We start from the raw sequence: 12,523 nt of genomic DNA, 5'->3' as shown, positions 1-12,523 counted from the left end.
GCGAACAGGCGTCTGACGGGTTCATTACATTCGTGTAATGAACCCGTCATGTTGGCGTTCAGTCGGCACGCCTACAGTGACCCCATCGCCCATGAGCTGGGCACTCAAGGGGATGCGATGAAGCTGCTGGTTGTCGAGGATGAGGTCAAGACAGGCGAGTATTTACGCCAAGGCCTGGCTGAAGCAGGTTTCGTCGTGGACCTGGCAACCAACGGTTTGGATGGCCATCACTTGGCCATGAGCGAGGCCTACGATCTCATCGTTCTGGACGTAATGCTTCCCGACGTGGACGGATGGCGAATACTGGAGACGATCCGCAAGACAGACCGATCCGTACCGGTCCTTTTTTTGACAGCGCGAGACAGCGTTGCCGACCGGGTCAAAGGACTGGAGCTGGGCGCCGACGATTACCTGGTCAAACCGTTCGCCTTCGTGGAACTGCTGGCAAGGGTTCGTACCTTGCTGCGTCGAGGTAGCCAGGCCGTCACACCGGACCGGGTCCAGGTGGGAGATCTGATTTTGGATCTCTCCCGCCGACGTGCTTCGCGGGCGGGCAAACGGATCACGCTGACCAGCAAGGAGTTCGCGTTGCTTGAACTGCTGGTCCGCAGGCGTGGTGAAGTACTGCCGCGTTCGCTGATCGCATCTCAAGTGTGGGACATGAATTTTGACAGTGATACGAATGTCATCGATGTTGCCGTTCGCCGGTTGCGGGCGAAGATCGACGACCCGTTCGAGACCAAGCTCATCCAGACGGTGCGCGGCATGGGCTACCTCATCGACGAGCCAGAGCTCGATATGCCCGCATGAGAAAAGTGTCGATCACAACCCGGCTGACGCTTCTCTTTGCCGGGACATCGGCGACCGTGCTGCTTGGACTTGGCATCTTGATTTCAAAGTCACTTGATGCGCATTTCGCAAGCGAAGATTATTCGGCGCTGGAAGAACGTATTGAACTCATCCAAAAAACCAGTAATGAGTCGACACCCGAAGCTTTGCCGATAAAGTTGGACACTGCGCTCAAAAATTATCCAGGCTTCATTGCTCAAGTCACATCACGCGAAAATGGCATTGTCTATTCTACTGAGAATTTCGATTTCGCAATGCCGCTTGAGATTGCCAAAGAAAATCAAAGATTTGCATGGACTGAGGGAGGCCAGAAATACCGGGGTGTAGTGCATCGCACTCAGACAGACGCCAATGTTGCTGGAGAGCTTTCAATCTTGGTGGGGTTGAGTACATCAATCCACGAGCATTTCATGGAAAGCTTTACGCACACGTTAATTGCGTTTGTCCTGGGCGCAACCGTTTTATGTGGTTTGCTGGGATGGTGGGCTGCAAGAAGAGGTCTGGAACCATTGCGAACAATGTCTGGTCGCGCGCGCACGGTTACCGGAAGTCAGCTGCACGAACGCATGCCAGTTGATTCGGTTCCCGTCGAAATTGCAGACTTGGCAAACACTCTCAATGCCATGCTGGAACGATTGCAGAGCGATTTTAAAAGGCTGTCTGATTTTTCATCTGATATTGCGCATGAATTGCGCACGCCGATTACCAACATGATGACTCAAACGCATGTGACGTTGAACCAAGCCAGGACCAATGAAAAGTATCGGGACATCATGGCTTCGAATGCTGAGGAAATGCAGCGGTTAGCCCGGATGATAGCGGACATGTTGTATTTGGCCAAAACTGAGAACGGATTAAACCTCCCTAGCTCCGAAGATGTCGACTTAGCCAAAGAAATTGAAGCACTTTTTGAATTCTATGAGGCTCTTGCGGAAGACAAAACTGTCACATTGACAACAAAGGGGGGCAGTTCCATCTGCGGCGACAAACTCATGATTCGCCGAGCGATCAGCAATGTACTCTCGAATGCATTGCGCCATGCCTTTCCGCACACGAGCATTGACGTTGAAATCATCAATAATAATTTGCGGTCAATTGTCAATATCACCAACACAGGCAACACCATTCCTGTAGATCAGGCTGCATTTATATTCGACAGATTTTTTAGAGCTGACAAGTCCCGAACCAGGCCGGATTCCGACGGTGTTGGATTGGGCCTTTCCATCACCAAAGCAATCATGGCGGCGCATAACGGAACAATTGAGGTGAGCTCAAATAACGAAAGAACCACCTTCACATTAACATTTGGTTAGTTATTTATTGATGCTGTCTGGAAAAATTAGCAGGCTGCTGTTGATGATTTTAAAATGCATGCGTGCACCAGCGAAGTTCTGTTAGCGCCTTTTGCATGTGCTAGATGTGTTTGGCGGCGCAGTCCATTTGCCGCTCACGCAGGCGCAGATAGACGATTAAATCCGTGCACCTTTCGCACACAAGTGAAAAAACCCGCAACACGTAAGCGTCGCGGGTTTTGGGGTTCAGGCCAGTTTGCGGCTGAATGTCGATTTACTTGGCTGGCACGAAGACCTGGCCATCCTTCGGCTTGGCCATCTTGGCTTCATTGCGGACTTCGGCGCGGGTCGTGCCGCTGTTCATCTTGGGCGCGGCGTTGATCTGACCGTTCGTGCGGGTGGATGCCTGGCCCTTCGGAATGTCGGTGTTGGCCAGATTGTTGGCGTTGGCCTTGGCTTCCGACTTTACTTCGGCACGTGACTCCGGGTTGGTACCGCTGGGACGCTGCGTCTGTGCGCGATCCGACACACCCGTTTGTGCGTTGATGTCCCTGGTGCCTGGCGTGGTCTGGGCGGAGGCAGCGCCTGCTGCAAGGAGGCCGGCAACGAAAACGGTGGCGATCATATTGTGTTTCATGGTGTCTTCCTTCAAGGTAATAGTGCGGTGAATGATGCTTTTAAATGACGGATTTTTGACGAGCTTTTTTTTGAAGAACTCTGGACGTACATTGGTCATCCTCGTTGCGAAGCTAATGATGCCGACGCATTGCGTCGAGACCAGCATGTCGTAGCTGCTCTTCGGCGCTATAACCCCCTTGTTGATGGCCCAGTGGTCGACATCGATCACTAGCCGCTTTTGAAGAGGCGTTGCTGGAAGTAGGTGCCCGCTTTGAACTCACGGTTGATGACAAGAATTCGCGCATCAAAAGTAGATCGCTCAAAATTCTTGCTTCTTTGCCTTACTGAGCGACGGTTCCGTTTGCACCAAATGCCTGCACTGCGGCCGAATGATCGCTGACGTCACGTCGTGCCGCATAAGCTTAGGCCGCTTGCTTGTACGCGGGATTGGCAAGATCGGCACCGACTTGACCATACTCAATGGTCGCAAGACCCGAACGCATCCAGTTCGACGCATCAGCTGCGACCCGAGTGCGCGAGTTCGCATTGACCTGGGCAGCGGCTTGGCGGCTGCTCCCTACGTAGCCGTTTGGGGACACCGAGCGGGTCGCTGCGTGTGCCTCCGCATCGATAGCAGTACGCGAGTTCGCAGTGACTTGGACGGCAGCCTGGCGGCTGCTACCGACATAGCCGTTGGGCGAGACCGAACGAGTCCATGCGCGCGCTTCCGCGTCGACCGCACTGCGCGACCGTTCGGACACGCTTGCGATAGGACGCGAATCAGCTTGGGGGTGATTGCTCGCCAGCGCCGGAACGGCAGCGGCTGACAGTGCAAGGGAGATGAGGCAAAGGCGGATGTTGAGAGCTTGCATGGAGGTCTTTCAAGGTTGTTAATTGGGAACTGAGCGCCGTCTTTCGGTGGCGTAGAACAACTTTAATAAAACCAATCCATCAGTTTCCCTACTGCCCGATTACCGTTTTGTCATTTTCAAAATGAACTGGCCGCAGCAGTGGATCAAGTTCAGAACCATTCGATTTTTCAACTAGGTCCTCAGCCTATGCAATTCTGGCCGAGCCGGACGCATCATGTGACACGCTGTACATCAACGTCTTGAATCTCGGGTGCTTTGCAAGGCTAAACACTGCATGACTAACGATCAGCCAGATTCGGTCAATGGTAGCGCCTCGAAAATTAGTCTTCGAACTATGCGAAAAGCGTGCTTAGTCTGAATTGTTCGCTTGTCAGCCAAACATTGTTTGTGATTGCAGCGATTTACTTCGGCCACTTAGGATGTTCGTCGTCAATAACGAAGGCGTGCGTGTGACGGATATGTCCTTCGTTCGTCGCAACGCCTTCTCCAAAAAAATGGGGATGGTCCGCTTGCATGCCGCGGTGATCATGCGTCAGCTCGGTTGTGTCCTTGCCGTTCCACAGGCGTGCAGCCACCGCAACAGAAATACAAGCCAACAAGCCGAGCGCAAAGAAGCTGGTTGTTAGCCCGGCCGTGGCACCCAACCATCCTGCGAGTGGGTAGGTGATCAACCAGCAGGCATGCGATAACGCGAACTGAGCTGCAAACAGCGCGGGTCGGTCCTCGTCGGTAGATGAGCGGCGAAGCAGCCGACCGGAGGGTGTCTGGGCCAAGGAGTATCCAAGGCCCAACAAGAACCACAACGGTAGAAGCCATTCGTACCGTCTTGCGGCTACGAAACCTAACAGCAGCCCTATCGCGATGACCGCTGCACCGCTGAGCATGACCTGCCGCTCGGGAAGCCGTTCGAGCAGCTTCGGCAGAAGAAGCGCGACGATCATGGAGCCGGCGCCGAACAGCGCAAGTGCGGTGGCAGTGGCCGTTTGCGTCAAGCCGAAGCTCGACTGCACCAGGACCACGGTGTTGACAATCACCATGGCACTGCCCGCAGCGATGGCCAGATTGAGAGCGAGCAATCCCTGCAGGCGAGGTGTCGCCAAATAGATCCGCATACCCCGTGTGGTTCGGTCATAGATTCCCCTGGCAGGCGGAAGCTTGGCGATCGGCAGCACCACCGAGACGACGAGCGCCGCCGAAACCAGGAAGCCCACGACCGTTCCTGCAAACAGCGTGTGATAGCTCACCACGGTCAGCAGCAGCGCGGCAAGCGCCGGACTCACCAGGCTTTCCATGTCGTACGCAAGTCGCGACAACGACAGCGCACGCGTGTATTCGTCCTCGTCGGGCAGAACATCCGGAATGGTCGCCTGAAACATCGGCGTGAATGCGGCAGACGCCGATTGCAGGATGAAGATCAGCACGAAGATCTGCCAGATCTGGTTTACGAAGGGCAGCGACAGCGCAACCAGTGCGCGGACGATGTCCAGTCCGACGAGCAGGGTTCGGCGAGGAAGCCGCTGGGCAAATGCGGACGCGACAGGTGCGACACAGATGTATGCCACCATCTTGATCGCCAGTGCCGTCCCGAGCACGGCGCCTGCGTTGGCACCGGCCAAATCGAAGGCGAGCAGCCCGAGCGCCACCGTGGCCATGCCCGTTCCGAGCAGCGCAATCACTTGCGCGAGGAACAGGTGCCGATAGGTTCGGTTTCGAAGTACGTTCAGCATGTTGTTTTACTCCGCCGCACCGTTTACCCGCTTCGACAGCGGACCCGGCACAGCAAATTTCTTGTGTTTGAATCGTCTGCAGCTTCGACGCACTGGCGGCATTCCGCCTGTGCGTCGCACCAGACCTACCGACCGGTGAAGTTGGACGCGATGTAGTTGCCTGCAGGACTCATGAACACGTAAAGCGTGCCCTTCGCTGGGTCGGTTGCGGCGGTGTTCGTGAAGGACACTTTCCATTCCTTCCCCTTCTTGCCATCGACCTGCTCGGCCTTATCGACTTTCACAGCCTCCCAGCTCTTGTCGATCTTTCCGCCGCTGACCAGAGACGCCTTGCGTTGCGCAGCACAGTCGACGACGACTTTTTCGGCAGCGGGTGCGTTGCCGTGGAAGTGGCAACTTCCACCTTCTGCAGCCAGAGCTGGTCCGGCGGCTGGCGCGATCAGGGCGAGTGCCATGAAGAGAGATGAGCGTTTTTGCATGATGGGTCCTTGGTTGGGGTGGTGATCAGTCGAGCGACTCTCTGCCTGGATCGGCAGTCTTTTCAATTTCCATGTCCTCGTGTGCATGACGATGCTCCTGGTCAGGAAAGCGGAAACCGTCGGGATCGGCGTCGTGCTGGTAGCCATGCAGTTGCATGAGCAGCAAGAGCGAGCCTGCAAAAACGAGCGCCAGGTTGGCGGCGACGCTGAAGCGCTTGAACGAGGGGCGATGGCGCCAGAGAGCTAGCAAGCCGACCATGGCCGCAAGTGCGGCAACCTGACCCAGCTCCACGCCCAGGTTGAAGCTCAGGATGCGGAGAAGCATCGAGGTGTTGTCGTCGCCCAGCGGCAGTTGTTGCAGCCGGGTGGAAAGACCGAATCCGTGGAGAAGGCCGAACCCGAACACTGCGGCCAGCAGGTTCGGAGACTTCATCTGGAAATACTTCTGGAAACCGCCGTTGTTGTCGAAGCCCTTGTAGATGACGCTGATCGCGATGATGGCGTCGATCAGGTAGTAGTTCCAGGTGATCTTGAAGTAGGTCGCGAATACCAGCGTGATGCAGTGGCCCACTGTGAAGATGGTGACGAACTTGGCCACATCCCTGAAGTTGTTCAGGAAGAACACCACGCCGAACAGAAACAGCAGGTGGTCATAACCGGTGAGCATGTGCGTCGCTCCGAGCCCGACGTACTGAAGATAGCCACCGTTGAGCATCCGCAGGCGGTCGGCCTCGGATATGCCATGCGCAAGCACCTCCGACGGCAATCCGATCAGCAGCGCCAACGCGATCAGTGCAGTCGCAATGAATTTGGGGTTGGATGAAAGCATCAATCGACCTTCGATAACTTCAATGTCATGAGGAAATGGCGGTGAGGACAAGGAGTCGATCCGGCAGGCATCAATCGAGCGCCAGATCCCAGATCAGGTGGGCATCGACCAATAAGCGGTAGTTGGCTTTGAGCGCCGCCGCGCGTGCCTCTTGAGCCGCTCGCGCGACCTCCAGGTATTGCCGCCGGGCCAGCAGCAATCCCTGCAAATCTGATTCGCCGAGCGAGTACGCCCGCTGCGTCAGCCGCGCACTTTCCGCCGCCGCCCTGGAACCCTGCTCGGCAAGCTTCCAGCGCGCGAAACTCCCTGTCGCATCGGCGTAGGTTTCGGCTACCCCTGACTCCAGATCGCGACGCCGTTGGTCGACCGCTTCGCGAGCAATCTCGACTTCCTGAAGGGTCTCGAGCGCACGCGCGTTCCGGTAAGTGCCTCCCAGCGGAATGCTCACACTCACCCCGACGATGCGCTCGTTGCGAAAGGCCTCCGACGCTGCGTAGACACCGACCGTCGGATTGGGAATGCGATCGGCCGAGGCGCGCGAGGCGGCAAGTTCGGCCTTTCGCAACTGGGCTTCGGCAATCCGAAGGGGATCGGCCGCTTCGAGCACCCGCTGCACCCAGGCCGACTCCGTCTCAGGCACCGGTACAGGGTCGGGCATGAGGGTCGCCGCCTCGAGAGCGAGTTGGGCACCGGGAAATCGCACGCGCAGTTTCGCTCTCGCTTTCGCCACGTTGGACGTTGCTGCGCTGGCCAGTCGTTCGACCTCGGCATGGTCAGCCGAGGCCACGCTCACATCGAGCGACGACGCGTCGCCCGCCCGCTTGCGGCTGTCCACGGCCCGCAGGTTCGCCTGCGAGAAAGACCGCTGCTCGTTGAACAGCTTTTCATTCTGCACGGCGGCAAGGCCGTCGAGCCACAGGTCCAGAAGCACGAGTGCGCTTTCGTGGATGGCTTCGCCGACGCGAGACTCGGCGATCTGGATTTCCACCTCTCCGAGCTGCCGGTCGAGCTCGGCCTTGCCGTTGATCCGGATGGGACGTTCCAGCTGCACGCTCCACTCCTTCGAGTCGCCGCCGCCCATGCCGTAATTGCGTCGCTGCGCACCGATCCGCGTGGACCACTCATTGGGCGACGCCGCCAGCATCGTGGCGGTATGACCCGCAGCGATCAGAGCGCTTCGTGCGCCTCGCACCGAAGGGTCCTGCTCTATCCACGCGCGGGCTGGCACGCTAGCGGGCAGGTCGGGCGGTGCGACGACGGTCATGGCACCTGCTGGCAACACACACCCTGCAAAGATCATTAGGGCTAACAACTTCATTTGATTTCTCCCTCGAATGCCACGGGCGTAGCCCAGTAGCGAAGGCCGCTGCCCCTGAGTTCGCTTTGAATGGATTCAAGGAGTGACTTTGCGACGTCCTCGTCGAGGCACAGCTGCAGGTGCACTGCACGGCGGCGTCCCATGACCTGTTCTTCGGCGTTTAGGCTTCCCGATGCAACTCCGTGCTCGAACACCTGGACGCTGGTGAAGACCTGGTCGCCGGCGCTGATCAGCAGCACGTCCAGCAGCTTCTCTTCGGCCCTGCTCGGACAGATCAAGTGAAGATGAACCTTAAACATGGCTGGCCTCCAGCATTGGCTGTCCCTTCGGGTGCGCGAAACGCAAGTACAGGACCGGCAACAGAATCAACGTCAAGGCTGTTGCCGTGATCAGTCCACCGATCACCACGATCGCCAGCGGGCGCTGGATCTCCGAACCCGGTCCACTGGTGAAGAGCAACGGCACCAGGCTGAAGGCCGTGATCGCTGCCGTCATCAAGACAGGTCGCAGCCTTCGGCGTGCGCCCTGGACGACGCACGTCATGAGGTCGTTGCCTTCGGCATGCAGCTGGTTGAAGTAGCTGACCAGCACCACGCCGTTCAGCACCGCGATGCCGAGCAACGCGATGAAGCCGACCGATGCGGGAACCGACAGGTATTCGCCGGTGACCCACAGCGCGACGATGCCGCCCACCAGCGCGAACGGGATGTTGCTCAGCACCAGGAGCGCCTGACGCACCGAGCCGAAGGTCGTGAACAGGATCAGGAAGATGAATCCGATCGCCAGCGGAACCACCAGCGTGAGCCGGGCGGCTGCCCGCTGCTGGTTCTCGAACTGTCCACCCCAGCTGATGCGGTAGCCGCTCGGAAGCTTCACCTCGGCGGCCACCTTGGCCTTGGCTTCTTCGACAAAACTCACCAAATCGCGACCGGTGACGTTGGCGATTACGACGCCGTAGCGGCTTCCCATCTCCCGATCGATCTTCACCGGGCCGGTCTCGCGCGTCAGCGTCGCCAGCGACTCCAGGGGAATCGTCTGTCCGTCGGAGGTGGTGATGCGGAGCGCGGCGAACTCGGCAGGCGAGATCTTCACGCTGTCGGGACCGCGGATCACGATCGGGATGCGACGGTTGCCATCGATCACGGTGCCCGCGCGCTGCCCTTCGATCTGCGAGCGCAGGGCGTCCTGCACGTCTTCGATGGAAAGGCCGTAGCGGCCCGCGTTGAGTCGATCGACGACCACCCGGAGGTACTGGACACCGTCGTTCTCCACTGTGTAGACATCCTGGTTGCCCGGGACGGTCTTCATCAGGCTCTCCACCTGGGCCGCGAGCTCGTTGAGCTTGTCCAGGTCGGGCCCGAAGATCTTGATGGCCAGATCGCCGCGAACGCCAATGATCATCTCGGAGACCCGCATGTCGATCGGCTGGGTGAAGCTGTAGCTGATGCCGGGCATCTGGTCGAGCACTTCGCGGATGCGGGCGATCAGCGCGTCCTTGCTCGCCAGCTTCCACTCTTCTCTCGGCTTGAGCACGAGGAAGGTGTCGGTCTGGTTGAGTCCCATCGGATCGAGACCGATCTCGTCGGACCCTGCACGTGCCACGACCCCGGTGATCTCCGGAATCTGGCTCATGAGCGCCTGGTGGATCTTCAGGTCCAGCGCGGCCGTCTCTTCGAGACTCACCGAAGGCAGCTTCTCGATGCCGACGATGATGTCTCCCTCGTCCATCGGCGGCAGGAAGGTCTTGCCGACCTGGGTGTACACACCCGCGGCAACGGCGAGCATGAGGCCGGCCACGACGTACACCACGCGCTGATGGCCCATCGCCGACGTTAGGACCGGCTCGTAGAGTTTCAGCAGCTTGCGCGGCAGCCAAGGCTCCTCGTGCGAGACCTTCTTCAGTAGGAATGAGGACAGGACGGGGATGATGGTCAGCGACAGCAGCAGCGAGCTGACCAGCGCGAAGACGATCGTCAGGGCCACGGGGACGAAGTATTTGCCTTCGAGGCCCTGCAGGGTCAAGAGCGGCAGAAACACCGTGATGATGATCAGGATGCCGGCCGAAACCGGCACCGAGACCTCGCGCACCGCGCGCAGGACGATGTGCAGGCGCGGCGGTTGTCGACCGGCCGTTTCCTTGCCGAGGTGCTGGACGATGTTCTCGACCACCACCACGGCCGCGTCGACCAGCATGCCCAAGGCGATCGCAAGACCGCCCAGGCTCATGAGGTTGGCCGACATTCCGGCCGCGCGCATCATGATGAAGGTGCCCAGCGCCGACAGCGGAAGGATCACTGCGACGGCGACGGCGGCGCGCAGGTTGCCAAGAAAGACACCCAGCAGCACCAGCACGATCAGCGTGGCTTCGATGAGGGCCGTAGACACGGTGCCCACCGCTTTCTTGACGAGCTCGGCACGGTTGTAGAACACGTTGATCGTCACGCCCGCTGGCAACGCAGGTTTTAGTTCCTCGAGCTTCCGGGTCACGCCTTCGACGACTTTTTGCGCATTGGCGCCGGCCAGGCCGAGCACCAGACCCTCGACGGCTTCAGCATTGCCGTCCTTGGTGACGACGCCGTATCGCGTGACGCTGCCGTCGCGCACCGTTGCGACATCACCGAGCCGCGCCGGGCTCGTTCCCTTGTTGCTCACGACGATGGCGCGCAAGTCGTCTGCAGTCTTGATGTTGCCTTCGCTGCGGACCAGCAGTACTTCACCGCCCTCGCCAAGACGGCCTGCGCCGTCGTTGCGGTTGTTGGCCTCGATCGCGCTCTTGAGCTGACCGGTCGATACCCCGAGCGCCGCGAGCTTGACCGGATCAGGCACCACCTCGAAGCTGCGAACCTTGCCGCCGAGTGCGTTGACGTCGGCAACGCCGGGCACCGAGCGAAGCGCCGGCCGGATGACCCAGTCGAGCAAGGCGCGCCGGTCTTCGAGCGACATCTTCTCCGCGTCCACGGTGAACATGAACATCTCGCCGAGCGGCGTGGTCACGGGCGCCATGCCTCCGCTGATGCCGGACGGGAGGTCACCCGTGATGTTGGCGAGTCGTTCGGCCACCTGCTGCCGTGCCCAGTAGATGTCGGTGCCGTCCTGGAAGTCGACCGTCACGTCGACCAATCCGTACTTGGATACCGAGCGGAGCATCCGCTGCTGGGGAATGCCGAGCATCTCGACCTCGATCGGCCCGGCGATCCGGCTTTCGATCTCCTCCGGCGTCATGCCGGGTGCTTTCATGATGACCTTCACCTGTGTGCTGGACACGTCAGGGAAGGCGTCGATGGGCAGTTCGCGAAACGCGTACCAGCCGAAGCCGGCCAGCAGCGCGGTCGCGAGCAGCATGAACAGGCGCTGTGTCAGCGCAAATTGGACCAGACGGCTCAGCATGTCAGTTGCTTCCGCTCTTGCCCAGCCAGGCAGCCTTCAACGCAATCACCGATCCCGTGGCCACCTGCTCACCGGCACGCAGGTCGCCGGTCACCTGGACCGACTGGCCGGCGCTGGAGATGATGGTCACGGGCTTCGCCACGAACCCTTTCTCCGAGCGAACGAACACGTAGGCCTTGTCGTCCTGGCGAGCGATCGCGGGCAACGGGAGCGCCCAGCCCGCGGCGTTCGGTGTGAACGGCACCCGCACCTGGACCATCTCGCCGGGGCGAAGCAGGTTCGCGCCGCTCACCACCCGAGCCCGCAGCGTCACGCTCTGGTTGTCGCTCACGACGGCGCCGACAGACATCGGCGTGGCCTTCACGTCGCGCCCGACGACAGCAAGGGCGCCGTTATTGGCGGAAGAAAGTGCGTGCTGCCGATCGGCCGGCACCTGCACGTCCAGCCAAAGTTGCTGCGTGTTGACCAGGCGCAGCAGCGCGTCGGAGCCCTGGACGCGCTGACCTGTTTTCACTTCCAGCTCGACCACCGTGCCTGCGCTCCTGGCGCGCACGACCAGTCCATCCTGGAGACTGCCGCTGTCACCCATCTTGCGGATCGCGACCGGATCGACACCTGCCAGTCGCAACGATGCCTCGGCAAACCGCAGACGTGCGACTGCCTCCTGATTGCTGGCAGTCGCTTCCTGGACCCTGCGCTCGGGGATGATGCCTTCGGCAAAAAGCTGACGCTCTCGCGCGACCGTCTGCCCGGTCAGCCGCGCTTTGCTGGACGCTTCCAGAAGCTTGAGCTGCAGATCCCCGAACTCCGGACTGCTCAGGCGCAAGAGCGGCTGTCCTGCCTTGACGGTCTGCTGCTCGTCGACCAGCAGCTCTTCGATGCGACCGCCGAACGGTGCACTCACGATCTGGTTACCGCTGGGAGGCACCACGACCTTGGCCGGGTAGGCCATGCCGGCGATCGGCGCCTGCTTCTCGAGGGGTATCAGGGTGACGCCCAACGCCTGCATCTGCGTCGCCGAGACTGAAAATTCGGCGGAAACGGGTGTCGCCGCATTGACGCCGGCAATCAGAAAGAAAGTCTGGAGGCAGCCGAGCAGCGCGCGCCTGGCAAGAAGATAGGACATGAAAACTCCACGAACAAGCGGTATTG

General features: G+C 59.7%; 10 protein-coding genes. 2 read left to right on the top strand and 8 right to left on the bottom strand.

Features of this window, described 5'->3' with window-relative positions:
- Positions 1 to 117: 117 nt before the first annotated feature.
- On the top strand, positions 118 to 810 hold the full coding sequence (locus ACSFA3_RS21605; protein WP_435507617.1) for a heavy metal response regulator transcription factor: 693 nt from the start codon (positions 118 to 120) through the stop codon (positions 808 to 810).
- Positions 807 to 2,162 (top strand): heavy metal sensor histidine kinase, encoded by a 1,356-nt coding sequence (locus ACSFA3_RS21600; RefSeq protein ID WP_435507554.1) that lies wholly within the window; start codon positions 807 to 809, stop codon positions 2,160 to 2,162. Before ACSFA3_RS21605 ends, ACSFA3_RS21600 begins: the two co-directional genes overlap by 4 nt.
- Before the next feature lie 253 nt (positions 2,163 to 2,415).
- On the opposite strand, the gene ACSFA3_RS21595 is transcribed toward ACSFA3_RS21600, so the two are convergent.
- From ACSFA3_RS21595 to ACSFA3_RS21560, 8 genes are all read right to left on the bottom strand, one after another.
- Positions 2,416 to 2,988, bottom strand: coding sequence for a hypothetical protein (locus tag ACSFA3_RS21595; protein ID WP_435507553.1), 573 nt, complete (start codon positions 2,986 to 2,988; stop codon positions 2,416 to 2,418).
- A gap of 1,044 nt (positions 2,989 to 4,032) precedes the next feature.
- Positions 4,033 to 5,358, bottom strand: coding sequence for an MFS transporter (locus ACSFA3_RS21590; protein WP_435507552.1), 1,326 nt, complete (start codon positions 5,356 to 5,358; stop codon positions 4,033 to 4,035).
- Between the two features lie 125 nt (positions 5,359 to 5,483).
- Positions 5,484 to 5,837 (bottom strand): DUF6488 family protein, encoded by a 354-nt coding sequence (locus tag ACSFA3_RS21585; RefSeq protein ID WP_435507551.1) that lies wholly within the window; start codon positions 5,835 to 5,837, stop codon positions 5,484 to 5,486.
- 25 nt (positions 5,838 to 5,862) lie between these two features.
- Positions 5,863 to 6,666 carry a HupE/UreJ family protein gene (locus tag ACSFA3_RS21580; RefSeq protein ID WP_435507550.1) on the bottom strand — a complete coding sequence of 268 codons (804 nt, stop codon included), beginning with the start codon at positions 6,664 to 6,666 and terminating at the stop codon, positions 5,863 to 5,865.
- 70 nt (positions 6,667 to 6,736) lie between these two features.
- A complete protein-coding gene (locus ACSFA3_RS21575; protein WP_435507549.1) occupies positions 6,737 to 7,930 on the bottom strand; it encodes a TolC family protein in 1,194 nt (397 codons plus the stop codon).
- A 50-nt stretch (positions 7,931 to 7,980) separates the two neighbouring features.
- Positions 7,981 to 8,283 carry a DUF3240 family protein gene (locus tag ACSFA3_RS21570; protein WP_435507548.1) on the bottom strand — a complete coding sequence of 101 codons (303 nt, stop codon included), beginning with the start codon at positions 8,281 to 8,283 and terminating at the stop codon, positions 7,981 to 7,983.
- On the bottom strand, positions 8,276 to 11,371 hold the full coding sequence (locus tag ACSFA3_RS21565) for an efflux RND transporter permease subunit (RefSeq protein ID WP_435507547.1): 3,096 nt from the start codon (positions 11,369 to 11,371) through the stop codon (positions 8,276 to 8,278). The genes ACSFA3_RS21570 and ACSFA3_RS21565 overlap by 8 nt, the downstream gene beginning before the upstream one ends.
- A gap of 1 nt (position 11,372) precedes the next feature.
- Positions 11,373 to 12,497 carry an efflux RND transporter periplasmic adaptor subunit gene (locus ACSFA3_RS21560; RefSeq protein ID WP_435507546.1) on the bottom strand — a complete coding sequence of 375 codons (1,125 nt, stop codon included), beginning with the start codon at positions 12,495 to 12,497 and terminating at the stop codon, positions 11,373 to 11,375.
- Positions 12,498 to 12,523: the final 26 nt, after the last annotated feature.

It is taken from the genome of Variovorax glucosi (assembly GCF_051216695.1).
In the GTDB taxonomy this organism is placed as follows: Bacteria; Pseudomonadota; Gammaproteobacteria; order Burkholderiales; family Burkholderiaceae_C; genus Variovorax.
Note: the sequence above shows the minus strand (reverse complement) of the source record. Positions and strands in the feature narration are given on the sequence as shown.

Bases quoted from the DNA above. Each gene is read 5' to 3' on its own strand.
- ACSFA3_RS21590 (WP_435507552.1), bottom strand. From the start codon at position 5,358: ATGCTGAACGTACTTCGAAACCGAACCTATCGGCACCTGTTCCTCGCG.
- ACSFA3_RS21565 (WP_435507547.1), bottom strand. From the start codon at position 11,371: ATGCTGAGCCGTCTGGTCCAATTTGCGCTGACACAGCGCCTGTTCATG.
- ACSFA3_RS21580 (WP_435507550.1), bottom strand. From the start codon at position 6,666: ATGCTTTCATCCAACCCCAAATTCATTGCGACTGCACTGATCGCGTTG.
- ACSFA3_RS21560 (WP_435507546.1), bottom strand. From the start codon at position 12,497: ATGTCCTATCTTCTTGCCAGGCGCGCGCTGCTCGGCTGCCTCCAGACT.
- ACSFA3_RS21570 (WP_435507548.1), bottom strand. From the start codon at position 8,283: ATGTTTAAGGTTCATCTTCACTTGATCTGTCCGAGCAGGGCCGAAGAG.
- ACSFA3_RS21605 (WP_435507617.1), top strand. From the start codon at position 118: ATGAAGCTGCTGGTTGTCGAGGATGAGGTCAAGACAGGCGAGTATTTA.
- ACSFA3_RS21575 (WP_435507549.1), bottom strand. From the start codon at position 7,930: ATGACCGTCGTCGCACCGCCCGACCTGCCCGCTAGCGTGCCAGCCCGC.
- ACSFA3_RS21600 (WP_435507554.1), top strand. From the start codon at position 807: ATGAGAAAAGTGTCGATCACAACCCGGCTGACGCTTCTCTTTGCCGGG.
- ACSFA3_RS21585 (WP_435507551.1), bottom strand. From the start codon at position 5,837: ATGCAAAAACGCTCATCTCTCTTCATGGCACTCGCCCTGATCGCGCCA.